21 protein-coding genes are annotated in these 25,035 nt (G+C 40.9%); 8 read left to right on the top strand and 13 right to left on the bottom strand.

Annotation, left to right across the window (positions count from 1 at the left end; genetic code table 11):
- Positions 1 to 23: 23 nt before the first annotated feature.
- Positions 24 to 1,403: a cysteine--tRNA ligase gene (gene cysS, locus PSI06_RS04035; RefSeq protein WP_256851488.1), complete on the bottom strand. Its 1,380-nt coding sequence runs from the start codon at positions 1,401 to 1,403 to the stop codon at positions 24 to 26.
- A gap of 100 nt (positions 1,404 to 1,503) precedes the next feature.
- A complete protein-coding gene (locus PSI06_RS21645) occupies positions 1,504 to 1,668 on the bottom strand; it encodes a hypothetical protein (RefSeq protein ID WP_353848405.1) in 165 nt (54 codons plus the stop codon).
- A 148-nt stretch (positions 1,669 to 1,816) separates the two neighbouring features.
- Here PSI06_RS21645 and PSI06_RS04030 point away from each other — a divergent pair, with 148 nt between their 5' ends.
- The 3 genes from PSI06_RS04030 (at position 1,817) to PSI06_RS04020 (ending at position 3,983) form a co-directional block, all read left to right on the top strand.
- Complete coding sequence (locus PSI06_RS04030; RefSeq protein ID WP_024032242.1) at positions 1,817 to 2,308, top strand: peptidylprolyl isomerase; 492 nt, start codon at positions 1,817 to 1,819, stop codon at positions 2,306 to 2,308.
- A gap of 84 nt (positions 2,309 to 2,392) precedes the next feature.
- Positions 2,393 to 3,130, top strand: a complete 738-nt coding sequence (locus tag PSI06_RS04025; RefSeq protein WP_055253121.1) for a UDP-2,3-diacylglucosamine diphosphatase — start codon at positions 2,393 to 2,395, stop codon at positions 3,128 to 3,130.
- Positions 3,131 to 3,182: 52 nt separating this feature from the next.
- Positions 3,183 to 3,983: a substrate-binding periplasmic protein gene (locus PSI06_RS04020; RefSeq protein ID WP_004586889.1), complete on the top strand. Its 801-nt coding sequence runs from the start codon at positions 3,183 to 3,185 to the stop codon at positions 3,981 to 3,983.
- Positions 3,984 to 4,015: 32 nt separating this feature from the next.
- On the opposite strand, the gene miaE is transcribed toward PSI06_RS04020, so the two are convergent.
- Positions 4,016 to 4,786: a tRNA isopentenyl-2-thiomethyl-A-37 hydroxylase MiaE gene (gene miaE / locus PSI06_RS04015; protein WP_064386050.1), complete on the bottom strand. Its 771-nt coding sequence runs from the start codon at positions 4,784 to 4,786 to the stop codon at positions 4,016 to 4,018.
- 215 nt (positions 4,787 to 5,001) lie between these two features.
- On the opposite strand from miaE, the gene PSI06_RS04010 reads away from it, so the two are divergent.
- Positions 5,002 to 5,601: a Yip1 family protein gene (locus tag PSI06_RS04010; RefSeq protein ID WP_004586887.1), complete on the top strand. Its 600-nt coding sequence runs from the start codon at positions 5,002 to 5,004 to the stop codon at positions 5,599 to 5,601.
- A 98-nt stretch (positions 5,602 to 5,699) separates the two neighbouring features.
- On the opposite strand, the gene purF is transcribed toward PSI06_RS04010, so the two are convergent.
- From purF to fabB, 10 genes are all read right to left on the bottom strand, one after another.
- A complete protein-coding gene (purF, locus tag PSI06_RS04005; protein WP_004586886.1) occupies positions 5,700 to 7,226 on the bottom strand; it encodes an amidophosphoribosyltransferase in 1,527 nt (508 codons plus the stop codon).
- Positions 7,227 to 7,244: 18 nt separating this feature from the next.
- A complete protein-coding gene (locus tag PSI06_RS04000) occupies positions 7,245 to 7,739 on the bottom strand; it encodes a CvpA family protein (RefSeq protein WP_004586885.1) in 495 nt (164 codons plus the stop codon).
- 171 nt (positions 7,740 to 7,910) lie between these two features.
- The gene (locus tag PSI06_RS03995; RefSeq protein ID WP_273603187.1) at positions 7,911 to 8,546 is read right to left on the bottom strand and encodes an SPOR domain-containing protein; all 636 of its coding nucleotides are present in this window, start codon (positions 8,544 to 8,546) and stop codon (positions 7,911 to 7,913) included.
- A gap of 11 nt (positions 8,547 to 8,557) precedes the next feature.
- Complete coding sequence (gene folC, locus PSI06_RS03990; RefSeq protein WP_055253124.1) at positions 8,558 to 9,823, bottom strand: bifunctional tetrahydrofolate synthase/dihydrofolate synthase; 1,266 nt, start codon at positions 9,821 to 9,823, stop codon at positions 8,558 to 8,560.
- Positions 9,824 to 9,848: 25 nt separating this feature from the next.
- A complete protein-coding gene (gene accD / locus PSI06_RS03985) occupies positions 9,849 to 10,724 on the bottom strand; it encodes an acetyl-CoA carboxylase, carboxyltransferase subunit beta (protein WP_273604984.1) in 876 nt (291 codons plus the stop codon).
- Positions 10,725 to 10,864: 140 nt separating this feature from the next.
- Positions 10,865 to 11,659: a tRNA pseudouridine(38-40) synthase TruA gene (truA, locus tag PSI06_RS03980; RefSeq protein WP_055253125.1), complete on the bottom strand. Its 795-nt coding sequence runs from the start codon at positions 11,657 to 11,659 to the stop codon at positions 10,865 to 10,867.
- Between the two features lie 271 nt (positions 11,660 to 11,930).
- A complete protein-coding gene (locus PSI06_RS03975) occupies positions 11,931 to 16,049 on the bottom strand; it encodes a FimV/HubP family polar landmark protein (RefSeq protein ID WP_273603186.1) in 4,119 nt (1,372 codons plus the stop codon).
- Between the two features lie 352 nt (positions 16,050 to 16,401).
- Complete coding sequence (locus PSI06_RS03970; RefSeq protein WP_273603185.1) at positions 16,402 to 17,418, bottom strand: aspartate-semialdehyde dehydrogenase; 1,017 nt, start codon at positions 17,416 to 17,418, stop codon at positions 16,402 to 16,404.
- A gap of 45 nt (positions 17,419 to 17,463) precedes the next feature.
- The gene (locus PSI06_RS03965) at positions 17,464 to 18,585 is read right to left on the bottom strand and encodes a 4-phosphoerythronate dehydrogenase (protein ID WP_004588394.1); all 1,122 of its coding nucleotides are present in this window, start codon (positions 18,583 to 18,585) and stop codon (positions 17,464 to 17,466) included.
- A gap of 112 nt (positions 18,586 to 18,697) precedes the next feature.
- Positions 18,698 to 19,912: a beta-ketoacyl-ACP synthase I gene (gene fabB, locus PSI06_RS03960; RefSeq protein ID WP_004588393.1), complete on the bottom strand. Its 1,215-nt coding sequence runs from the start codon at positions 19,910 to 19,912 to the stop codon at positions 18,698 to 18,700.
- Between the two features lie 181 nt (positions 19,913 to 20,093).
- Here fabB and mnmC point away from each other — a divergent pair, with 181 nt between their 5' ends.
- The 4 genes from mnmC to PSI06_RS03940 all read left to right on the top strand — a co-directional run bounded on the left by mnmC (position 20,094) and on the right by PSI06_RS03940 (position 24,945).
- Positions 20,094 to 22,103 carry a bifunctional tRNA (5-methylaminomethyl-2-thiouridine)(34)-methyltransferase MnmD/FAD-dependent 5-carboxymethylaminomethyl-2-thiouridine(34) oxidoreductase MnmC gene (gene mnmC, locus PSI06_RS03955; RefSeq protein WP_273603184.1) on the top strand — a complete coding sequence of 670 codons (2,010 nt, stop codon included), beginning with the start codon at positions 20,094 to 20,096 and terminating at the stop codon, positions 22,101 to 22,103.
- A gap of 269 nt (positions 22,104 to 22,372) precedes the next feature.
- Positions 22,373 to 22,696, top strand: coding sequence for a hypothetical protein (locus tag PSI06_RS03950; RefSeq protein WP_029772569.1), 324 nt, complete (start codon positions 22,373 to 22,375; stop codon positions 22,694 to 22,696).
- 169 nt (positions 22,697 to 22,865) lie between these two features.
- On the top strand, positions 22,866 to 23,501 hold the full coding sequence (locus PSI06_RS03945; protein WP_055253132.1) for an NAD(P)-binding oxidoreductase: 636 nt from the start codon (positions 22,866 to 22,868) through the stop codon (positions 23,499 to 23,501).
- A gap of 355 nt (positions 23,502 to 23,856) precedes the next feature.
- A complete protein-coding gene (locus PSI06_RS03940) occupies positions 23,857 to 24,945 on the top strand; it encodes a hypothetical protein (RefSeq protein ID WP_273603183.1) in 1,089 nt (362 codons plus the stop codon).
- Positions 24,946 to 25,035: the final 90 nt, after the last annotated feature.

Genomic DNA, 25,035 nt, shown 5'->3' with positions numbered 1-25,035 from the left:
GTTTAAAAGCTACTTTAACGCATTTACGCTTTACGCCATGTTGTTTTACCTGCTGAGTCTTCAAGCACGACACCGAGTGCATTAAGTGCATCACGTGCTTCATCTGCAGCGGCCCAATCTTTGTTTGCGCGCGCTTCATTACGTTTTACAATCAGCGATTCGATAGTGGCCACTTCATCATCATCTTGCCCGCCTTGCAAAAACGATTCAGGTGCTTGCTGGGCAACACCAAGCACTTCGCCTATGCTGCGTAGCACAAATGCTAATTGCCCTGCTTGCTGTGTATCGGTGTCTTTAACACGGTTTAGCTCTTTAGCCAGTTCAAATAAAACCGGTAACGCCTCTGGTGTATTAAAGTCATCATTCATGGCTTTTCTAAATTTAGCCACGTACTCATTGTTTTCAATATCGCACGTTATTGGCTCAACACCACGAAGTGCTGTGTAAATACGTTCAAGCGATGAACGTGCTTGATCTAAATTCTCTTGCGAGTAATTTAGCTGGCTACGGTAATGCCCAGAGATTAAAAAGTAACGAACTGATTCAGCGTCATATGTTTTTAATACCTCACGCACAGTAAAAAAGTTGTCTAATGATTTAGACATTTTTTCTTTATTTACTTGTACCATGCCTGTATGGATCCACGTATTTACATACTTGCCATTGTTTGCACAGCATGATTGCGCAATTTCGTTTTCGTGATGCGGAAACTGTAAATCAGAGCCGCCACCGTGAATATCAAAATGCTCGCCTAAATGCTTTGAGCTCATTGCTGAACATTCTATATGCCAACCCGGACGCCCTTCTCCCCACGGAGATGACCAAGAAGGCTCGCCTGCTTTTGCTTTTTTCCACAATACAAAATCAAGCGGATCGTCTTTATCTTGTGCAACCTCTACGCGAGAGCCTGCTTGGAGCATACTTAAATCTTGCTGCGATAGTGCGCCGTACTGCTCAAACGTAGAAACATCAAAAAGCACGTCGCCGTCGTTTGCTACGTATGCATGGCCCTTTGCAATTAAGCGCTCAACCATTTCGATAATTTCATCCATATGGTTTGTAACCGTAGGTTCAATATCTGGGCGCAGCATGTTTAGGCTATCAAAGTCTTCGTGCATGGCTTGGGTCATACGCAAAGTTAGGTCATTAATTGACTCGCCATTTTCGTTTGCGCGTTTAATTATTTTATCATCTACGTCGGTAATATTACGTACGTATTTTAAGTCGTAACCAAGGTGGCGAAGGTAGCGGACAATAACATCAAACCCGACAAATGTACGCGCATGACCGATATGACAAAAATCATAAATGGTGATACCACACACATACATGTCGATTTTGCCTTCGACCATAGGTTTAAACTGCTCTTTTTGTCGCGTGAGTGTGTTGTATATTTGTACCATTTACTTTTAGTCCTTGACTGTTTGCTGAGTTGGCTATGTTAACACTTGAAAAGCCCCCGCTCTAGCGCTTTTTATACCCAAACCACCTCAATGCGCGTGTTTAAGTTGGAATTAAAACCAATTTTGGCGAGGTCTTGATTGTGTGTAATAGAGGTTCTGTTGTTAAAATTAATAACACTGTAAAAATCAGTTTTAAACCACTCTGTTTATTGCTTAACAGGCTCTTGCTCTGTGCATGGTTATATATTGAGAGAAAATACCACAACGGCAAAATACCGCCACGACATTAACCCCCTGTAAAACGCACAAGTATATACCTTGGGCAGCTTTGGATATATTGAACAAGCACTTTGTTTATCTTAGTTAACTAAGATAAAATAGCGCGACTAATTAAACCAGATATAGGAAACCACATGGTTGTTCTACACACTAACTTTGGTGACATCACCATTAAAATGTTTGAGCAAGAAGCTCCAAACACAGTTAAAAACTTTTTAGAGTACGCAAACTCAGGTTTTTACAACGGCACTATTTTTCACCGCGTAATTGACGGCTTTATGGTGCAAGGCGGTGGATTTGTACCTGGTATGGAACAAAAAGACGTTAACGACCCAATTCAAAACGAAGCAAATAATGGCCTATCTAATAAAGTAGGTACATTAGCAATGGCGCGTACACCTGATCCACATTCAGCAACAGCCCAATTTTTTATTAACGTTAACGACAACGACTTTTTAAACCACAGCAGCGAAACTTCGCAAGGCTGGGGTTACTGTGTATTTGCTGAAGTAGTTGAAGGCATGGACGTAGTAAATAAAATTAAAGGTGTAGCAACAGGCAGCGCTGGTTTTCACCAAGACGTACCGCTTGAAAATGTAATCATCGAAAACGTTACTGTAAGCTAAACGTTTACTCATACACTGAGTAATTAAGCGGGCATGGTACATTATGTATGCGCCCGCTTTTATTTAACCTAACTAGATGCCTCTATGACTTCTCAAACCTACTTTATTGCAGACTTACACCTAAGTGAAAACCGCCCAGATATTAGCGAGGCTTTTTATCGCTTTATAAATACACACATTATTGGTAAGCCCGTAGATGCACTGTATATTTTAGGTGATTTTTTTGAAGTATGGGTTGGGGATGACTACGTAACAGAATTGGCTAGTGAGGTTGCAAAGCATTTAAAAGCCGTTAAAGATGGCGGTACACCAGTGTACTTTATACACGGTAATCGCGATTTTATTATGCGTGAGCAATACGCTAAACGCGCAGGTATGGTATTGCTAAACGAGCAAACGGTTATAGATTTATATGGCACTCCCACTGTTATTTTGCACGGTGATGAAATGTGTACTCAAGATATTGAGTATCAAAAGTTTCGTAAAAAAAGTCGCGGTTGGTGGTGGCCTAAATTAATGTTAGCAATGCCACTATGGTACAGAAAAAAAATTGCTCGCAATGCCAGAGAAAAAAGCAAATTAAGCCAAGCCGACAAACCCATAGAAATTTTAGACGTAGTAGATGACGCCGTACTAGCGATGTTTGCCAAGTATAATGTAAGCAACATGATACACGGCCACACCCACCGCCCTAACGTACACACTTACACTGTAGGTAAGCAAACACTAACACGCACTGTGCTTGGTGATTGGTATACTCAAGGCTCATATTTAGTGGTTACTCCACAAGGTCAAAAACTCATTAATACGCCCTTCGCATAATCTCAAATCCTGACTATTATTTAAGTACTTTTTGGTAATAGGATAAGGATATATGTATAAAGCTATTTATTGTTTGGTGCTTTGTTGCATTTTTTCCAAAGGGTACGCCTCAGAAAATTGGCAGCTTGTCGCCGAAAACTCCCCACCCTATATTGGTGAGCGCTTAATTGATAACGGCTGGGTTACTGCCTTAACTAAAGCGGCCTTAGCTAATCAAAATATTAATAACGACATAGAGTTTACCAGCTGGAACAGAGCGCTGGAGCTTACCAAAATAAATAAAAAAGATGCAATTTTAGGCGCTTTTTATACAAAGTCGCGTACTGATCTTTTTTATTATTCGCGCCCACTTGCTAACGTATACGTTGGACTATTTAAGCTCAAAGACAGACAAATAAACTATGACGGCAGTATGGACTCTTTACAGCCATACAGTATTTGTAAAGGCGTTGGCTACGCAGTAAGTGAAGTTTTTTCTGAAAGTAATGGCCTGGCAGTAACCTCAACTCGCGGGTTAATTAACAGTTTATATATGCTTCAAAAAGGACGAATAGACTTAGTAGCAGGCACTAAAGAAGTGGGTGAATACTGGTTAAAAAACACCGAAAAGCTTAATGAACCCGGCGCGCCACAAGTTGAATATATTTCGCCCGATTTAGAGCATCATCAACTGCATGTTATGTTTCCAAAGTCTGACCCTGATGCAAAACAAAAAAGAGACGCGCTTGAACAAGGCTTTTCTACTATTTTATACAATGGCACCGCAAAAGAGCTATTAGTAAAACATGGCTTTTCTCAAAGCACGGCGCTTGAGCTCATAGACTTTATAGAAAGAAGTAGCACACCTAACTAACCGGTGTGCTTGAAGAGCTAAATAACACTGCTTTAATTAGTAACTAGTGCAGGAGCGCCACTGTGAAATTTAAAGTCTTCATCAGGGCTAGTGATCAAATCAGCCTCAATTTTACCAAAAAAGTCGACTCGCTCAGTAATATCAAAATCAGCAATTTCTTGTGCCAGTGTTAAGTAATCTTGATAATGGCGCGCCTCAGAGCGAAGCAATGAAATATAAAAATCGCCTAAGCGTTTATCAACATGTGGAGCAAGTGCAGCAAAACGCTCACATGAGCGAGCCTCAATATAAGCACCTACAATTAGTTTATCGACTAATGCATTAGGCTCAAACGTTTTAACGTTACGTAGCATCCCTTTAGCGTAACGACACGGTGTAATACTGCGGTACTCTACTCCATACTCGTCCATTATTTCGAGCACTTGGTAAAAGTGATGTAATTCTTCTTTTATTAGCATCACCATTTTATCTATTAAATCTTGCCCGTAAGGTGAGTTAGACTTTGGGATAATAGATTTTGTAAGTTTATTTTTAGCCGCTAAATCACGCCAATTACCTTCGCGTTTATAAATAAGTGTTTCAAAGGGCTTTAGCCATTCAAGTAATGCATCGCTGCTGTCTTTATCTACCGCGTACTTACGAATTAAAAACATTGCACTTTGCGCTGCTTTTAACTCACAAATTAAGTGATCGATTAAAATAACCGATAAATTTTCTTTTTTTACTGCCTCAATAACCCATTCATTTGGGGTTTCACACAATAAAAAATTATTAATAGGGGCTAAAAGTTCGCTATGTGGCACAGGGCTGCTCGTTACTTCAAATAATAAAAAGCCATTTTAACACGAAAAATAACGAAGAATAAAACGAGCTAAAACAACCTCTTTAAAATGTTAATAAGCAGTTAACTTGACTTTGTATATGAACTAAACCATAAATATAGATACTGTATAAAAAACAAACTAACTAAAACTAAATTATAACCAACAGTAATACGTTCCTTTTATGGAGTACCGCTATGATACTGAACCACCTGTGGGGCATTTATGCCCACCCACTCGAAGAATGGCAAACAATAGATAACCGCCACGAAAGCCTGACTTATAGCCTGTCGCATATTTTACTTATTGCATTATTTCCATCGATTATGGGGTATTACTCATCGGTGTATTTAGGCTGGAGTATTGGTGCGGGCAACCCAGTATTTTTAACACATGAAAGCGCACTGCTAATTGCCGTGGCTATGTATGGTGCGTTAATAGCCGGTGTGTTTGCACTGGCCTATTTAGCCCATTGGATGGCCGTTACATTTGGTGCTAAACCTACCTTTACACAAACGCTAGAGCTTGCCGCTTATACTGCCACACCCGTGTTTATGTCGGCCTTAGCCGCTTTTTTACCTGAGCTGTGGTTTGTTGTTTGCGTAGGCATGATTGCCCTAGCCTACTCGGTGTACTTGCTTTATACAGGCGTGCCAATACTAATGCATATTCCACAAGAGCGCGGCTTTATTTATGCCAGCTCTGTTGTTACCTGCGGGCTAATTTTATTGGTAATAATTTTAGCTGTAACCGCAATACTTTGGACTAACGGCATTGTGAGTCCAATGTTTACCTAATCAACCACGTTGTTTGATATGAAGTGTTCCCTTTCTTTCCTTCGCAAAAAAGGAGCTAATTAGCTCCTTTTTTATGTCTGATTATGTTTAATCACACATTAATCAGCTTCGTTGGCATCTTGATTGTGTATTTCAAGGCCTGATGACATGGCGTTTTCGCGGTTACTTTTAGCCGAGTCGTTACGCAATTGATCAATATGGTTTAAGTAATCTTGATCGATATCACCGGTAATGTATTGCCCATCAAATACAGAGGTTTCAAACTTAGTAATTTCTGGGTTTTCTTGGCTTACAGCGGCAATTAAATCGTTTAGCGATTGAAAAATTAAGCCATCAGCACTGATGCTTTGGTTAATGTCTTCAACTTCGCGCCCATGCGCAATAAGCTCTGCGGCAGATGGCATATCAATACCATACACATTAGGAAAACGAATTTCTGGTGCTGCTGAGGCAAAATACACATTTTTTGCTCCGGCTTCACGGGCCATTTCTACAATTTGTGCCGAGGTTGTACCGCGTACAATTGAATCATCAACCAGTAAAACGTTTTTACCTTTAAACTCACGGTCAATCGCATTTAGCTTTTGACGCACTGACTTTTTACGCATTTCTTGGCCAGGCATGATAAATGTACGACCAATATAACGGTTTTTAACAAAGCCTTGGCGGTAAGGTAAATCAAGCATGCGGGCAATTTCTAACGCCACATCGCATGATGTTTCAGGAATTGGGATAACAACATCAATGTCTTTATCGCTCCACTCACGCGCAATTTTTTCACCCAGTTTAGTACCCATATTTACACGCGTTGCGTAAACCGACATACGATCGATGGTTGAATCTGGGCGAGCAAAATAAACAAACTCAAAAATACACGGCGCATAAGAAGCTTTTTCAGCACAGCTTTGTGAATGAAATTGGCCATCTTCAGTTACGTAAATCGCTTCACCTGGTGCAACGTCACGCACAAATTCAAAGCCGTCTGGCTTTAATGCTACGCTTTCTGAGGCAAACATGTACTCAGTGCCTTTAGGGGTTTCACGCTTACCAAATACCAAAGGACGGATACCATTAGGGTCACGAAATGCTAAAACACCGTGGCCAATAATCATCGCAATAGCGGCGTAGCCACCGGTTACTTTGTTGTTTACTTCGGTTACTGCAGTGAAGATGTCTTCAGCGTCTAAATGTAATTTGTCAGACTTACTTAGCTCATGTGCCATGATATTAAGTAGTATTTCTGAGTCAGACGTTGTATTAACGTGACGACGCGCTTCTGAGAACAGTTGCTGCTTTAGAGTTTCAGCATTGGTTAAATTACCATTGTGCGCAAGCGCAATACCGAATGGTGAATTAACATAAAACGGCTGCGCTTCAGATGAACTTGACGAGCCTGCAGTAGGGTAACGTACGTGGCCAATACCAATTGTGCCTTGTAGTCGTTTCATATGGCGGGTGTGAAACACATCCTTTACTAGGCCATTTGCTTTGCGTAAGCTAAACGTATTGTTTTCAATGGTAATGATGCCCGCGGCATCTTGACCTCGGTGCTGCAAAACAGTTAAGCCATCATAAATCGCCTGATTAACAGGAGATGTTCCGACTATCCCAACGATACCACACATGTAATTTATCCTCGCCGATTAACGGTTTACTGAATTTAAAAAGCTCGAGTTGTTTTCTAGGTACGAAAAGAACCATTCAACAACAAAGCCAAATTCTGGAATCAAAATAGAATTGCCCCACCAGTGCGTGTTTGGTGCACCAGTAAAAGCATCAAGAAAGAAGAGTAACGCGCTCACGACCAACACGCCTCGTAACGCACCAAAAACAATGCCGAAGACACGATCGGTGCCAGATAAACCAGTACGTTGTACAAGCTCACCTAAAATGTAGTTTAGTAAACCGCCTAACAGTAGCGTCGCAAAGAAGAGTATGGCAATGGCCGCCGCATTTCTTAAAAGGGGTTCAGAAATACTTGTTAGGAAGGAAGCTAAATATTGGTAAAACAAACTAGAGATGATAAATGCGCAAGCCCATACTGCTAATGACATAGCTTCTTTAACAAAGCCGCGTATTAAACCGATGATGGTAGACAGTGCAATGATGCCAAGAATGGCGTAATCAACCCAGATCATATTAACCAATTAGTCGCTATTTTGGGGCGCATTCTATACCCAAACCTCGTTAATATGCAAGTTAAAGCGGGAGATAACCAGCAACTAGCACGTACAAAAACTTATCACTTTAACGGCTATTTTTAGCCCTTAAAAACAAAAAAAGCCTTACTATAGTAAGGCCTTTTAAAATCAATTAGAGACGCTGTATTGAGTGACTTTGCCGTTTAACTTGGTAAGCGTTTTAAGCTCGGGTAACTTTTTGGTCAGCTCCCCCTTATCAAGCGAGGGCCCAACAAACACTTTAGTCAATGTACCGTTTGGCGTTTTAATTGGTTTTGTAAACGTTTTAAAACCTTTCGCTTTAAGCTTAGCTTGTAAGGCCTTAACATTGGCGGCATGGGAAAAACTACCTAGCTGAATTACATAGGCCATATCAGTGAGGTTTTCTTCACTTTTACGTGGTGCAATAGGTTTTGCTTTTACCGGCTCTGGCGCTTTAGCTATAGGCTTTTGCGCAGTTTGAGGCTCTATGCTTGCTTCGACTATTTCAGGCTCAGCTGCGTATTGGCTTTGTTTGCTTGTCAGCACATCGTCATCGGCAGCTATGTCTTCAATTTGCTCTTGTTTTAAAGGCTCAGCCTGCGCTACTTTTTCATCTATAGACTCTTGAAGGTCAATAGTTTTAAACTCAGAGCGTTCAGGGATAGCTTTAAAGCCCTCTTTGTAGTGGACCTTTTCGCCATCGAGTATATTAGGAATAAACACAATTGCTGCGATCACCACAATACTGGTTCCGACTAAACGATTTATAAAACCTGAGTTCACCGACTTTCTCTCTATTTTTTAAAGTAGTTTATAGCATCTGCAACAGTAAAAAATGACCCAAACACAATTAAAAGCGTATCACTTTGCTGTGTAGGCATAATTACATTAAGTGCATCGTGCACACTATTATAGCGTTCATGCGTGCCTGTATGAGGTATAGTTTGCAACGCCGCGGCCATATTTTCAACGTTATCGCCACGAGGTATGTGCAAGCTAGTAAGAGACCAGTGATCAATTACATGGCTTACCTCTTTAAGTACACCCGCTTTATCTTTATCAGCAAGCATAGCGACTAATGCATGAATTTTAAAGCCTTTATCTTTATAGCTTGCAAGCTTTAGTGCTAAATAACGAGCAGATTCGGGATTGTGAGCTACATCGGTAAACACTAAAGGTGCAGTGCTTAACTGCTCAAAGCGTCCCTCAACAACTAAGTTAGCTAAACAATGCTTAATTACCTCATCACTTGGCAATAAATTTAGCACAGCTAAGGTTGTTAAGGCCGTTGCTGCATTTTGTGCAGGGATCGCTGGCTTATCTAACAGCAAATTATGATTTTTATATTGCCATGTAAAATGCGCTTCGTGCTCTTTGAATATAAAATCAGTACCGGATATAACCATGCCTGCTTTAATATCGGCACCGTAATCGGTCATTGTATGTGGTATGTTTAAATCACCAATAATAGCCGGCGTGTTTTGACGAAATATGCCTGCCTTATCATAAGCAACTAACTCTCGTGTATCGCCTAGGTATTCTTTATGATCTAAATCTATGGTGGTGATCACGCTTGCATAAGGTGTAACAATATTGGTGGCATCAAAGCGCCCGCCCAAACCAACCTCAAGCAGCACATAATCAACCTCAAAGCGTTTAAAAATAGCCAGCGCACCTAGGGTGCCATATTCGAAATACGTAAGCGCCGTATTAGCGCGACCTTGCTCTAGCGTGTTAAAGGCATCAACATGGTATTGATCATCAAGCTCTTGGCCATTTATGCGCACACGCTCGTTGTATCTAATTAAATGAGGAGAGGCATACGTACCTACGCTGTAACCTTGCGCAAGTAATAGCGATTCTAAACAGCGTGCAGTTGTGCCTTTGCCGTTTGTGCCGCCAATAAGAATAATTTTGCTGGAAGTGTTTAATAAGCCAATGTTATTTGCAACAGTAGCAACGCGTTCGAGTCCCATTTCAATATTTGCAGGGTGAACACTCTCTAAATAACAAAGCCAATCATCAAGGCTTGATGATTGGCTAGGAATTGTATTTGTCATAGCGTGTAATCAGTAAAGCTGAAATTTACGCTACTCTATGCTCTTGTTCGGTAGAAGGCAAGTTCATAAATTTAGCAAGTACGCGTGCTAATGTGTCGCGCATTTCACGACGGTCAATAATCATATCAATTGCACCGTGCTCTAATAAGAACTCACTGCGTTGAAAACCTCCTGGCAAGGTTTCACGCACTGTTTGCTCAATTACGCGCGGACCCGCAAAGCCAATTAAAGCTTTTGGCTCAGCTACGTTAATATCACCTAACATCGCTAATGATGCAGATACACCACCCATGGTTGGGTCGGTCATTACTGATATAAACGGCAGGCCTTTTTCGCTCATTTTAGCAAGCGCAGCGCTGGTTTTAGCCATTTGCATTAGCGACATAAGCGCTTCTTGCATACGTGCACCACCTGAGGCAGAAAAACACACTAATGGCATGTTGTGCTCTAAACATTGGTCTACGGCATCAACAAAACGTGCGCCTACAACCGAGGCCATTGAACCACCCATAAATGAGAATTCAAAAGCAACCGCAGCAACAGGAATACCTTTTAAGCGGCCCTTCATTGCTACTAACGCGTCTTTTTCGCCACTTGATTTTTGGGCTGCGCTAATACGGTCTGAGTATTTTTTAGAGTCTTTAAACTTTAATACATCTTTAGGCTCGTGCTCAGTGCCAAGCTCCGTGCGGTCACCCTCATCTAAAAAGTGCTCTAAACGTTTACGGCCGCTCACACGCATGTGATGGTCGCATTTAGGACATACGTTTAATGATTTTTCTAGTTCAGCTTTATATAAAATTGAATCGCAAGCTGTACATTTAGCCCAAACGCCTTCTGGAATTTCTTTACGACCTGACGACTTAGTCGTTTTAGGTAAGATTTTTTCTAACCAACTCATTTGCAACTCTCTTAATGCTGTTCTGTGTCGCGAGTCTGCTAATAAGTAGCAGACAGATTTTTTCAATTAAAACATGAATTACACAAACACGGTATAAAAAACTGGTCTTAGTAGTTAGATAAACGCTTATAAATTCAACACTAACATTCCGAGTCAGGTAAAAATAATGGCCCTAGTGGGGTTTTAGGAATATTAAAGTGTTCTGGGTAATCTACATCTACTAAATAAAGACCCGCGGCTTTTGCTGTGGCACTGGCTTTAGCACGTTCTTTTAAATCTAATAGCTCTTTTAACCATACAGGTTGGTGCTTGTGTAGGCCTATATCCATTAAACAGCCGGTAATATTTCGCACCATATGGTGTAAAAAAGCGTTCGCTTTAATATCAATAATAACGTAATCGCCCTGGCGATGTACCGATAAATGATGAATAGTTCTGTTTGCTGTATTAGCTTGGCAATGCAGCGCTCTAAAAGAGGTAAAGTCGTGCTCGCCAATTAAGTACTGACACGCCTCTTGCATTTTTGTTTCATCAAGTGGGTGATGAAAATGCGTAACGCCTTCATTCATAACTGCGCCTCTATAAGCGTAATTATAAATAACATAACGATAACGACGCGCTGTTGCGCTAAAGCGTGCATGAAAGTCTTCACTAACAGGTTGTGCAAAACGAATCGCTATATCTTTAGGGAGTAACGTGTTCATTCCCATAGTAAATGCAACCATCTCACGGGGAGCATGGGTTTCAAAGTGTACAACTTGACCAGTGCCATGCACACCTGCATCTGTGCGGCCCGCACACACTATTTCAACCGGATGATTACAAATGCTCGACAACGCTTTTTCTACTTCTTGTTGTACGCTATTTACATGAGACTGACGTTGCCAACCACTGTAACGTGCGCCGTTGTATTCAACTCCAAGTGCTACTCGCATAATTACTGCTTTACCTACTGTGCTAATGAACGGGGCATTTTATGCTATCTCGCGGTGCAATAAAAGTAACCTCGTCTATTTATAGTTATTCGCAAAATTAAGTAATTTATTTTACCCCAATAAAACACAGCGATAAGTTAGTGAGCTTTTAACATCCTGGGTTTAATAAACGTCTAAAACTAATTAAGTGCTTTTTATAGGTTAGAGTTATTCGTACCTATAAAAAAACCGCATTAACAAAGCTAATGCGGTTTTTATAATCATGGATGCTCTAGTTAAGTTTAGCTTTTAAACTTTGCGCTTCTTCTTGTACATCTTCAGGGCCACTTTCAATAACATCTTCAATCACTTTAAGGGCTGAGTCAAAGTCGTCAATTTCAATGTATGCTCTTGCCAAATCAAGCTTGGCAGAATAACCACCGCTTTCTAAGTCAACATCTGTTGGGTTATCGCCTGCAAGTAACGAATCAAAGTCACTTAACCCTACGTCCATATTAACCTCGTCATAGGGCTCGTGCTCAAGTACTGAGTCATCGCTTTGTTCAAGTAGCGCGTCAATATCAACAAAGTCATCGGTTGTAGCCTGCTGTTCACTTGGCGAAGGCTCTTCTTGTACCGCTTTCGCTTCAACTTCAGTGTCTAAGTCTTCGTTTAATAGGCTATCAAAGTCGACATCAAATTCGCTGCTATCTTCTAAATTTAACTCATCCGGTTCACCTAACTCACTAAGCAACGCATCAAAATCGGTTTGCGTTAAGTCAGCCATAAATTCATCGTCTAGCTGCTCGTCGGGTATAACGTCTTCATTAGTTTGATCATCAGCAGCCTGTGTTAGCTCGGCTTCTAATTGCGAATTTGTTATTTCATCTTCAACATCTTCTGAAAGTGCTTGTTCTAAAATTGCATCGTCAAAATCAGGTTGTTCCTGCGCACTATCCGTTGCTTGCGCTTCACCTAGAGGTTCCTCCTGCGGTAAAGGCGCATCAAGCTCATCGTCAATCAGCGGCTCGTCATCTAGGTCGGCTTCTAACGCATCAATACCAGTGTTACCAGCAAGTGCATTTGCTAAGTCTTGCTCAGCTTGGCTTGGCGCCATTCCGCTTGCTTGTCCATCAAGTTCATCACCTTGTAACTCTTGCGGACTATATGATTGCTGATCATCTAAATCAATTTCGTCATCGTTATCAAGCTCTAACTCAGGGTACTCGTCAAGTTCTTCACTTGGAGTTACTTGCTCATCTAATAAAGCATTGAGCTCGTCGTCTAACTCATCAACGCTTTGCAATAAATCATCATCGAAAACCCCTTCGTCTTCATCCGTATTTTCAGATAAATCTAGCTCGCTTTCATCATCAGTTAATTCATCTAGTGATGACGGCACTTGAGCGTGGTTATCATCTGCACCTATATCATCGGTATGCTTCGGCTCAAGCTCTGGCTCTGAAAAATCGTTATCAATGAGTAACTCATCATCAAAGTCGTCTTCTAAGCTATCTAATTCACTGCCTGAAAGTGCGTTTGCTAAGTCTTGTTCAGCTTGGCTTGGCTGCATGCCTGTTGCATCACCATCAAGCTCATCTCCCAATAACTCATCAGGAAGATATTGCTGTTGCTCTGTTACATCTAACGTCTCGGGCTTATCATCTGAAAAGTCTATATCATCACTAAGCGTATCATTTACAACATCATTTTCAGGTTGAGTATCTAAAAGCGGACTCACTGGTTTTTCTTGTGAATCAAGCGGATCGTCACCTAAATCAACCTCTACCTCTTCAATGTCATCATCAAGATCATCTAACGCCCAATCAGGGTTTTCAACATAGTCTTCGTCTGTAGCCTGCTGTAGCTCGTTGAGTAATTCATCAACACTTTTTAGGGTATCGTCGGTGTACTCTTCCTGTGCATCCTCTGGGTCGAGTAACGTTTCTGAACTATCTGTAAAGTCAGTGTTTTCAAGCAAGTCAGCATCAAGCTCTGGTTCCTCGCGAAGTTCTGGCTCGTCTGCAAGCTCAGGCTCATCTTCAAGCTCTGGCTCATCTTCAAGCTCTGGTTTTTCTTCGAGTTCAGGCTCTTCTTCGAGCTCTGGTTCTTCTTCAAGTTCAGGTTCTTCTACAAGTTCAGGTTCTTCTACAAGTTCAGGTTCTTCTACAAGTTCAGGCTCTTCTACAAGTTCAGGCTCTTCTACAAGTTCTGGCTCTCCTACAAGTTCAGGCTCTTCTTCAAGTTCAGGCTCTTCTTCAAGTTCTGGCTCTTCTACAAGCTCAGGCTCTTCTACAAGCTCAGGCTCTTCTACAAGTTCAGGCTCTTCTTCGAGCTCTGGCTCTTCTACAAGCTCTGGCTCATCAATAAGTGAAGACGCTAATGTTTCAATATCATCTTCGTCAAAATCTTCCTGTGCATCAGCTAGATCTTCGACTGAATCAGCTAATGCGCTATCAATATTTCGCTCAGTATTATTATCTGTTGCTACTTGAGCGACAGATGAATCTTCAACTTCATCAATTAAGCTGTCTATGTCGTCTAAATCAAAGTCATCGCTTTCTTCAACTAGCGCATCAGCAGGAGCTTCTTCGGTTGTATCGCCGGCTTTATCAATTAAGCTGTCTATGTCGTCTAAATCAAAGTCATCGCTTTCTTCAACTAGCGCATCAGCAGGGGTTTCTTCGGTTGTATCGCCCGCTTCATCAATTAAGCTGTCTATGTCGTCTAAATCAAAGTCATCGCTTTCTTCAACTAGCGCATCAGCAGGGGTTTCATCAGGTGTACCGCCCGCTTCATCAATTAAGCTGTCTATGTCGTCTAAATCAAAGTCATCGTTTTCTTCAACCAGCGCATCAGCAGGGGTTTCATCAGGTGTATCGCCGGCTTCATCAATTAAGCTGTCTATGTCGTCTAAATCAAAGTCATCGTCTTTTGGTGATTCTTTATCAGCTTGTTGATCTAATAATTCATCAATATCAAAGTCATCATCCTCTTCTTGGGCTAGCTCTTCGCTTAAGGCGGCCAACTCATCATTGCTTTCTAAGCTGCTATCCGCGGTAGGCTGCTCAACCCCAGGCAAGTCAATTTCAGGCAGGCTATCGTCCTCGTCAAATAAATCGTCTAGGTCGTCACTGCTTAAAATATCGTCTGAATCTTTTGTATCATCTAAATCAAGGTCAATTTCATCATCTTGTTTTTCATCTACAGGTTCATCAAAGCCCTGCTGCATGAAAACGTCTAACTCGTCCCCTTCACTGCCTTCGTCATCAAAAACAATATCATCACTTAATAGGCTTTCTAATTCGTCTTGATCGAGCAAGTTTTCTGAATCAGAAAATTCATCGTCTAACGCATCATCGAGAGAATCATCAAATGCAATATCCTCCTCTGGCAAAATATCGTTGCTATGATTGTCATCTAATTGAATATCTAAATCATCAAGAGGGTCAGGAATGATTGGATCGTCTAACGCATCATTACTTTGCGGCTCGTCTTCGGTAAAGCTGGGCGTTTGTGGCAGAAAATCATCGTCATCTTGAGCTTCTTCGTCTTTGTTGGCGCGCTTTCGTAAAAACATCACCACAGCAAAAATAATTAATAACGCAGGAATGGTCATTAATAAAATAAGCACAAGTGGGTTAGACATTAAAGCGCCTAGGTCAAAAGGTTCTTCTTTTGGTACTTCTTGCACTTTTTGCTGAGCTATTATTTCGTTTTGTTTTTCTATTAGCTCTTTTAGCTGTTTTTGAATTTCGCTGTCTTGGCCTAGCTGTTCTTTTACATTGGCAAGCTCTTTTGAAATACCCGACAATTGTTTTTTGAGATTATTATTCTCAGCTAATATTTCTTCTACATTATTAACCGAGCTTTTAAATTGCTGCTGCAGCTCTACAAGCTTATTACCTTGCTGCGTTTTTATTTCATTTAATTCTTTTTGAATTTCTTTTTTAGCGTCGTCAACATCGGCTTTACGAGCTTGTGTTACTTTAGTTTGCGCGGCGTTAATTTCACTGGTGGTTAGTGTGCCATTTTTCTTTTTTTCCCACAGCGCGTCATCTTGCTCTGAGCGTTGTTTAGCAAGCTGTGGATTTACGCGTCTAATTTCCGCTAAGGTGGGTATTTTTAAATATGCACCACTTTGCATGTGGTTTAGGTTTTGTTCTAAAAAAGAATTAGGATTTTTGTTATACAAGGCTTGCATAACTTGGTAAATACTAACTGAGTTATCTGGGCGTACTTTGGCAGCAATACGCCATAGTGTATCGGTTGGCTTTATAGGCCCTATTGATCGCCCTTGCGCACCATAGTCAGCGCCTTTTGGCCCCTTTAATTGGGTGCTGTCTTGAGAGTAAATTGGAGTTACTACCAATGCAGACGCTAATATAATAAGTGAAGCTAAACCGCGCATGCTGATCCTTTAATGTGTAAATGTTAAATGCTTTGCTATTTATTTAGCTGCTCAACATTAATTATTCTTGCCGTAACCAGCCAAATAGCTGATCTACATTTGTTATTACAATCTATTTTTATTGCAAGCTCTATTCCAGTTACAAACTATAAACCAGTTGCGGCCTAATATCCATTGCAACGCTTTGAAAATAAATACCTTAAAACTTTATTCTTAATACTATTTTATCGTGATAGATCAAGGCGTTTAGTTTAGTAGCAACGCTAAGCGGCAATAATTTGGCTCCCTTAAATACAAAAGCGGCAAACTATAAAAGTTTGCCGCTTAATTTACACACAATATTAGCGGGTATTTATAAGTAGTTAGCGATTAACTCTTCTGCTATTTGCACACTATTAGTGGCAGCCCCTTTGCGGGTGTTATCACTTACAACCCACATATTTAAACCATGAGGGTGCGAAATATCAGCGCGTAAGCGGCCTACGTAAACTGTATCATTACCACTGGCATCTGAAACCGCGGTTGGGTAATCGCCCTCATCTTCAATAAGCTCGACTCCTGGGGCATCATTTAAAAGCTGTTTAACGTGCTCAAAGTCATACTGCATGCGTGTTTCAATGTTGATTGACTCAGAGTGGCCAAAAAATACAGGTACACGTACACAGGTTGGGTTAACAGCAATAGTGGTATCACCCAAAATTTTATGCGTTTCGTTTACCATTTTCATTTCTTCGCGCGTGTAGCCGTTATCTTCAAAGGTATCTATTTGAGGAATAACGTTAAATGCAATTTGCTTAGGAAAAATTTCGTTTTCCATTGGGCGAGCATTCATTAAATTAGCTGTTTGTTTTGCTAGTTCATCTACGGCTTCTTTGCCTGCACCAGATACGGCTTGGTATGTAGATACATTAATGCGGTCAATACCATAAGCATCGTAAATTGGTTTAAGCGCTAGCATCATTTGAATAGTAGAGCAGTTAGGGTTTGCAATAATATTGCGATTTCTAAAGTCTTCAAGGCTTGCTGCATTAACTTCTGGTACCACTAGCGGTACTTCAAAATCATTTCTAAAATGTGAGGTGTTATCAATTACAACACAGCCCGCATCGGCTGCAATTGGCGCGTATTTTTCTGATACACTGCCACCAGCTGAAAACAAACCTATGTGTGCTTGGCTAAAGTCAAAGCCTTCTACGTCTTGCACTTCAATGGTTTCACCACGAAACTTTATGTCTTCACCTGCGCTGCGGCTACTGGCTAGTAAAAAAAGTTGGTCTACCGGAAATTTACGATCTTCCAGGGTTTCAATAATTTGACGACCTACTAAGCCTGTAGCGCCAAGTACAGCAACGTTATATTTTTGCGACATATTTTATCCTCTTTAAGCAGTGTTAAAACAACACTACTAGTTAAATTAGTTTGCGGTGTTAAAGCCAAGCTGAGCGAGTGCATCTGTATGCTGTGCACTCCCTTTTACCGTTAAAGTGCTAAACTCACGCCTGACTGGGTAGTTTTTACGTAAACTATCAAACCCGTCTTTTGCTAAGTTACGCAGCAAAATGCCATCATCACGGCGTACGTCGTAAATTAAATGCACTAAACGCGCAATATCAGCCTCAGTAAAGCTGCTTTGTAAACTTAGGCTTGTAACAGCAGGTTGTGGTAAAAAATCAGCAAGAGATTTTTCTGCGGTTACGCCTTTTAATTTACACAATGCTTGGTACAGCATTTGTGTGCCGCGGGCTTTTCCTTCAAGGGTATGGCCGGCAATGTGCACGCTGGCATAGCGCACATGATCAAGCAATGGAATTAAAATGTTAGGCTCGTTTTCCCAAACATCCAAAACTAAATCTAAGTCTGCCCCTTGCTCCATAACCGATAACAAAGCTTGATTATCAATTACTTCTCCGCGGCTCGCATTTATAACTGCTAACCCAGGCTTTAACGCTTTAAGGCGTTTTTCATCAATTAAATGATGCGTTTTGTGCTCACCGGTTTTAATCAGCGGTACATGAAAGGTAACCGCATCTACGCGCTCAAGTAGTTCGTCAAGCTCAACATGCTCGGCTAATAAGCCCTGCTCATGTTTAATTGGGTCACATAATAAAACATCAACATTAAGTGCTTTTAGTTTTTGTGCTAAACAGCTGCCAATGTTACCCACCCCAACAATACCTATTGTTTGACCACTTAAAGGGGCTGCGTTTTCTTGGCTTAAGGCAAACAAGCTACTTATTACATACTCAGCCACCGCCACTGCATTGCAACCTGGGGCACTACTAAAGGCAATGCCTTTATCGTTTAGTAACTGAGTATCTATATGATCAACACCAATAGTGGCGGTACCTACAAAGCTTAATTTATTAGCGTGGGCAAGCAAGTCACTGTTTACTTTAGTAACCGAACGCGTAAGTAATACATCAACATCAATTAACGCATCGGGTGTTAAGTTTCGTCCATCAAAGCGCGTTACCTCACCAAAGTCTGCAAAATACTGCTCAACTAAAGGCATGTTTTGATCGGCAAGAATCTTCATTGGGGAGTCCGTATGGCAAAATGAGGCGCTATTGTAACGAACAACCGAGCCATTACACAAACTAAAAAGCCGAGCAATGCTCGGCTTTTAATCACTATAAAGAGAAAACGAATTAACCTTTATATTTGCTCATAACTAATGTGGCGTTTGTACCACCAAAACCAAAGCTATTAGACATAACAGTATTAAGCTGTGCATCACGGCGCTCAGTTACAATGTTAAGGCCTTGTGCTTGCTCATCTAGCTCATCTACGTTAATAGATGGCGCTACAAAGTCGTTTTCCATCATTAAAATTGAGAAAATAGCTTCGTGAACACCCGCAGCACCTAGTGCGTGACCCGTTAAAGATTTAGTTGCACTAATAAGCGGCGAGTTACCACCAAACACTTCTTGAATAGCGCCTAGCTCTTTAACATCCCCTACTGGCGTAGACGTACCGTGCGTGTTTAAATAATCAATTGGTGTATCAACACCTTGCATTGCTTGGCGCATACAGCGTACTGCGCCTTCACCTGAAGGTGCTACCATGTCGTAGCCATCAGATGTAGCACCGTAGCCTACAATTTCTGCGTAAATATGTGCGCCACGAGCAAGTGCATGCTCAAGCTCCTCTACTACAACAATACCGCCACCAGCAGAAATAACAAAACCATCGCGGTTTGCATCGTACGTACGAGATGCTTTTTCTGGTGTTTCGTTATATTTGGTAGATAACGCGCCCATTGCGTCAAATTCCATTGCAAGAGTCCAGTGGAGCTCTTCACCACCACCGGCAAAAATAACATCTTGCTTGCCTAATTGAATTTGCTCAACAGCGTGGCCAATACAATGTGCAGATGTTGCACACGCAGAACTTATAGAATAATTAACGCCTTTAATTTTAAATGGCGTTGCTAAACAAGCCGATGTCGTGCTTGCCATCGTACGCGGAACCATATAAGGACCTACACGCTTTACGCCTTTTTCGCGCAAAATATCGGCCGCTTCTACTTGCCACTTTGAAGAGCCACCACCAGAGCCAACTAATAAACCCGTGCGCTCATTAGATACTTGCTCATCAGATAAGCCAGCATCTTCAATTGCTTGCTTCATAGAAATATAAGAGTAAGCAGCAGCATCACCCATAAAGCGCATTGCTTTACGGTCTACGTGTTCTTTAACATCAATATCAATTTTGCCCGATACATTACTACGTAAGTTGTAATCGGCAAATTCTTGGTTAAAAGCAATACCGCTTTTGCCCGCTTTTAGTGACTCTAATACTTCTTGTTTGTTATTACCGATGCTTGATACAACACCGATACCCGTAATTACGGCTCTTCTCATGGGTAATTCCCTTAGCTTGATACTAAATTACTGTGTATTTTACGCTGTTTTTAGGTGTTAAGTGGTCAGCTTTCTAGCGTACACCTGTACTCTGAATTTAATAGCTTATAAATAACGCCAGACTATTTCAAAGAAAACCCGTAAAATAATTAAAAAATACTGTCTAAAAATTTAATAAGTCATGATAAAAAACGCCCAAATACACTTTAATGAAGTAGGCACACCGGTAGCCGATAACTTTGACGATGTTTATTTTTCTAATGACGACGGCCTTGCTGAATCGCATTACGTGTTTTATCAACAAAACAATATACAGGCGCGGTTACAAAATCATGACCAAACGCATTTTGTTATTGCCGAAACCGGTTTTGGTACTGGTTTAAACTTTTTAAATGCATGGCAACACTTTAATGACCACCTTGCCAATCAACAAGTTCAAAATCAAGTAGACAAACGGGTTAAGCGGTTGCATTTTATTTCGTTTGAAAAATACCCGCTTAATGCTGATGATCTAAAAAAAGCACTGCAAGCGTGGCCAACATTAAACAAGCTTAGTGACGAATTAATAACGCACTACCCTATAAACTTAGGCGGCTGTCATCGTATAGAATTTAATAACGGCCAAGTTATTCTTGATTTGTATTTTGGCGACGTGCTTGATTCAATAAATGCAATGAGCTACCCGCAATCAGGGATAGTCGATGCGTGGTTTTTAGATGGCTTTGCACCAAGTAAAAACCCTGACATGTGGCAACAAAGTGTGTTTAATGCCATGGTTGATATATCGCGCAAGCATGCAACACTTGCCACATTTACCGCTGCTGGCTTTGTACGCCGAGGCTTAATAGCTGCAGGCTTTAGCATGCAAAAAGCGAAAGGCTTTGGGCGTAAACGCGAAATGCTGATAGGCCAATTAGCACACGCTAATAGTGCACAGTCATCACCCCCATACTTTGAACAACCCCCTGCCAAGCTAGAGCATGTTGCTGTAATTGGCGGAGGGATTGCGAGTAGCTGTATTTTGCACAGTTTGGCTAAGCGTGGCATTAAAAGTAGCCTATTTTGTCAAGATGAAAAACCAGCTATGGGCGCTTCACATAACGTACAAGGCGCGGTTTACCCCCATCTGCAAGCTAAAAACTCACCTCATAGTGAATTATTTGCGCACAGTTTTTTATACGCTAAACGCAGTTACCAACAACTACTAAAAAACGGCTTTAATTTTGATTATAGCTGGTGCGGTGTACTGCAACATGCGGTAAAAAAGCCTCTTGCCGATAAACATCAAAACTTAGAACAAAAACAGTTATGGCCTCAAGCCTTAATGCGCAATGTAACTGTAGAGCAAGGAGATAAACTGGCGGGCGTAAAAACCGGCTACCCCGGCGTTTATTTTGAGCAAGGCGGTTGGGTAAACCCACCCCAGCTAGTTGAGGCAATGCTAAAAGCGGCCAATAGCCTTAATTCCGTTAATAGCTATTTTAATTGCCATATACAGCAGCTTACTAAAACCGATGCAGGCTGGTATTTAACCCACAAGCATACCCAATATGGCCCTTTTAGTGATGTAATAATATGTGCAGGTGAGCATAGCGATGCGTTTGAACAAACAAACGCATTACCTATTGTAGGGGTACGTGGTCAAGTATCGCATATTCAAGCGAGTGAACAATCTAAGCAGCTTAAAACCGTGTTGTGCCATAAAGGTTATTTTACCCCCGCCTATTTAGGTAAACACTGTATGGGCGCTACATTTGAAAAAAACACAAAAAGTCGCGCCGTTACAGACAAAGACAACCAGCTAAACCATGAGCAACTACTTAGCTTTTACCATCAAAGCGACTTTGCCACCACATTAGGTGACATTACCTGTGCTAAAGCAGCTGTGCGCTGCACGTTTATAGATCACTTACCAATGGCAGGACAATGGTGTGAGCAAAGCGATTACAGCACCGCCTTTGCTAATTTACGCTTAGGTAAACGCTATCAATACTCACCTCTATGCAAGCCACAACAAGGCTTACATATTTTTACCGGATTTGGAGCGCGCGCATTATGCAGCGCACCGTTATTAAGCGAGCACTTTATTAGCACGTTAAATAATGAACCACGCCCACTCAGCGAGCGTGTAAGCCAGGCCATTCACCCTGCGCGTTTTATAGTACGTGATTTAATACGAAATAAAATTTAAATGACATCATTCATTTTTTGCGTAAAATAATAACCATAAAAGGAATTTATACCAATCCGCTTAATTAAGTGATCAATTTTGAGGCTGGAAAAACCTGTTGATGGCTAAGAAAAAAGTTCGCTATTTAGTTGTTCTAAATAAGAATTTTTTAAAACAGGTAGCGACACGGTTAGCACCGCAAAATGATTAAGTATTATTGCGCACTGGTATTATATAACCAATGCGCACCATATGTATGAATGCGGATGGGTATCAATAAAAGGATCACAATGAAAGCTTTAACCTGTGCTGTAACATTACTCGCCGCTATATCGTTTAACACATTTAGCCAAGACGTAACCGCCATCCCCTTACCTGAAGAATTCATCACCACCATGGATGTAACTGGCGAATACCCACTGGTTAGAACAGGGTATTTAGCTGCTTCTATTGATGCTATTTCTAAATTTTATCAGCAGGCCCTTGGTGACCCCATTAACAGCAAAGGCGATAATAACTACCGCACCCTTTACTATAACTACCAAAACCATGCTGTTCGCATCAGTTTATACCATCATAATTATGTTACCGAAGTCAGCATAATGATTGAATAAACACAGTAAAAAGCGGCTAATTTTCATGCTCAGTTCAGACTCAATTTTTATTTACTTTTAAATAACCACTTTGTAGAGAAAAACAGCGTTTTACCCTTTAAAAACGAATGCCTACCCCAAGGTCTATTTGTACTAAATACCTTTACACTAAATTGAGAAGGAATTAATTATGAGTAAGACCCTAATTATTGGCGCTAGCGGACAAATTGGTAAAATGGCAACCAAGTTGCTTTTAAACAATGAGCAAAATGTATCTGCATTAGTGCGTGATAAAAGTAAGTTAGATGATTTAGATAGTCCATTTTTAACCATTGTGGAGCAAGATCTCGAAGGAGATTTTTCTGATGCGTTAAAAGATTGCGATCAAGTTATTTTTGCTGCTGGCTCTGGCGGAAGTACAGGCACAGATAAAACCGTGCTTATTGATTTATGGGCAGCCACCAAAGCAGCAACGTATGCTAAAGAGCATGGCGTAAAGCATTTTATTATGATTAGCTCTATTGGCGCTGACGATCCAGACTCAATTGAAAGCGACTTAAAACCTTACTTAGTTGCCAAACATATGGCCGATGAGCACCTTATCAACAGTGGCTTAAACTACACCATAGTGCGCCCAGGTGGGCTGACCGATGAAAGCGCCTCAATGAAAGTAACCACCGAGCGTCCAAACGATCGTTCTAAAGCTAAAATTAGCCGCGAAAACGTTGCCAATGCCCTATTACATATTGCTACTAACGCATTTAATGGCAACCGCGTTTTTGAACTATTTGACGGCGAAACGCCCATTAAAGCAGCTGTAAAATAAACACTCTGGTTGCCCTTTGTAAACCCCCTTGCAAAGGGCAACGTATTTAAATGCTAAATCGCACGCGCCCTCCCTTGCTTCACTATATTTATTAAATGTAAACAACACGTTTAAATCGCTTTATAAAAGCCTACACACCGCGTTCCTAATAAAACAACATGAAAAACAAGCACTTCCACTAAAATCACCACAAAACAATGCGTTAAAAACTCAACAGAGCAAATTTTGTTCAGGCTTTTTTACTAGTTTAATAAGGCTAAATACTAGAAACCCCTTATTTTATCTGGTAAATTAACAGCGTGTTAAAACAATAATAAAAATTCCTCAATGGACGTTGCACGAATAAGGACATAGCGTGAGCGCCTCATTTAAAATTATTTTTAATGGTCAGTTACACCAAAATGCTGACATTAGTACCGTACAAGAGCAACTCTGTCAGTTTTTAAAAATTCCCCATAATGTCGCTGTAAAGTTATTTGATGGCCGAGCCTACGCACTCGTCAAAGACCTATCGAGTATTGATGCAGTTAAAACAGAATCTAAACTAAAAAGTTTTGGTTTAATCACCAAGGTAGAACCGCACGCAAGTGTAAGGGCGCCTCAAAATGCCGCGGGTACTAAACTGGTTGTTGCTCACAATGAGCCTGCTGTAAAAAACATAGCTAATACAATAACCAGCATTAAAAAATCCGGCGTAAATAGCCCAACCGCCTTGCCCAAATTAGCACTGCAAAGCGCATTATTTTTTTGTTATAGCTTATTATTCATCTGCCTTATTTGCTCAGCAGTAATAAGCTTTAACACACTTAAAATGAGTATGATAGACAGCTCATCAGCTTCGCCCTCAACAACATTAAATTACGTTCATTATAAGCAGTACTTAGCAAATCAAAAAAAGCACCCAGAAGTCACCTTGCCTAACACCCACAACACAGATGAGCTTAACCAAGGGGCGCAGAAAAAAATTGATAGCTATTTTGCTCGTTTTTCAACGCATATAAACAGTTACGCAAAAACTCTAGAGCAACCAAATATAAACAGCATGGGCGCAGAAAGGTTAAAGCAGCACCTACAAGAAATAGATGCGCTAGGCACTGAACATGTATTTTGGGAGCAGTTAATTAACCTTGCTAAATCGCTTAATAACGACGCCTATGTAATGAGCAAGCTTGGTAATGATAACCCTGATAAAATTCAGTGGATCAACGCCGTTGATTGGATAAGCCAAAGCTACATTAGGCAACAACAAAATAAGCCTGACGCTTTGCCCGTCACACCTACAAACACACAACTCGCCAAGTCACCGATATTAGATTTAACTCTACTAATTAGCTTAATGTCGTTTTTAACGCTTATTATTATTAGTATTAAAATGAAAGTAAGGTCGATAAAAATGAAGCTAGCCACGGTAATCCCCCCGAAAAATAATAGATGCCAAACGTAGAATTTTCTCTTATTGTAAACACAGGAGAAAATTATGAAAAAAGCACATTTTACAGACAGTCAGATCCTCACTATTTTGAAGCAAGCTGAA

This window comes from Pseudoalteromonas sp. GABNS16E, assembly GCF_028598715.1.
Classification (GTDB): Bacteria; Pseudomonadota; Gammaproteobacteria; order Enterobacterales; family Alteromonadaceae; genus Pseudoalteromonas; species Pseudoalteromonas atlantica.
The sequence above is the reverse complement of the archived record's forward strand: the minus strand, read 5'-3'. Positions and strand labels throughout refer to the sequence as shown.

What these genes read in the sequence shown, in the direction of transcription:
- cysS (WP_256851488.1), bottom strand. Translation starts at nt 1,403, where the DNA reads ATGGTACAAATATACAACACACTCACGCGACAAAAAGAGCAGTTTAAA.
- PSI06_RS04030 (WP_024032242.1), top strand. Translation starts at nt 1,817, where the DNA reads ATGGTTGTTCTACACACTAACTTTGGTGACATCACCATTAAAATGTTT.
- PSI06_RS04025 (WP_055253121.1), top strand. Translation starts at nt 2,393, where the DNA reads ATGACTTCTCAAACCTACTTTATTGCAGACTTACACCTAAGTGAAAAC.
- PSI06_RS04020 (WP_004586889.1), top strand. Translation starts at nt 3,183, where the DNA reads ATGTATAAAGCTATTTATTGTTTGGTGCTTTGTTGCATTTTTTCCAAA.
- PSI06_RS04010 (WP_004586887.1), top strand. Translation starts at nt 5,002, where the DNA reads ATGATACTGAACCACCTGTGGGGCATTTATGCCCACCCACTCGAAGAA.
- purF (WP_004586886.1), bottom strand. Translation starts at nt 7,226, where the DNA reads ATGTGTGGTATCGTTGGGATAGTCGGAACATCTCCTGTTAATCAGGCG.
- PSI06_RS04000 (WP_004586885.1), bottom strand. Translation starts at nt 7,739, where the DNA reads ATGATCTGGGTTGATTACGCCATTCTTGGCATCATTGCACTGTCTACC.
- folC (WP_055253124.1), bottom strand. Translation starts at nt 9,823, where the DNA reads ATGACAAATACAATTCCTAGCCAATCATCAAGCCTTGATGATTGGCTT.
- accD (WP_273604984.1), bottom strand. Translation starts at nt 10,724, where the DNA reads ATGAGTTGGTTAGAAAAAATCTTACCTAAAACGACTAAGTCGTCAGGT.
- truA (WP_055253125.1), bottom strand. Translation starts at nt 11,659, where the DNA reads ATGCGAGTAGCACTTGGAGTTGAATACAACGGCGCACGTTACAGTGGT.
- PSI06_RS03975 (WP_273603186.1), bottom strand. Translation starts at nt 16,049, where the DNA reads ATGCGCGGTTTAGCTTCACTTATTATATTAGCGTCTGCATTGGTAGTA.
- PSI06_RS03970 (WP_273603185.1), bottom strand. Translation starts at nt 17,418, where the DNA reads ATGTCGCAAAAATATAACGTTGCTGTACTTGGCGCTACAGGCTTAGTA.
- PSI06_RS03965 (WP_004588394.1), bottom strand. Translation starts at nt 18,585, where the DNA reads ATGAAGATTCTTGCCGATCAAAACATGCCTTTAGTTGAGCAGTATTTT.
- fabB (WP_004588393.1), bottom strand. Translation starts at nt 19,912, where the DNA reads ATGAGAAGAGCCGTAATTACGGGTATCGGTGTTGTATCAAGCATCGGT.
- mnmC (WP_273603184.1), top strand. Translation starts at nt 20,094, where the DNA reads ATGATAAAAAACGCCCAAATACACTTTAATGAAGTAGGCACACCGGTA.
- PSI06_RS03950 (WP_029772569.1), top strand. Translation starts at nt 22,373, where the DNA reads ATGAAAGCTTTAACCTGTGCTGTAACATTACTCGCCGCTATATCGTTT.
- PSI06_RS03945 (WP_055253132.1), top strand. Translation starts at nt 22,866, where the DNA reads ATGAGTAAGACCCTAATTATTGGCGCTAGCGGACAAATTGGTAAAATG.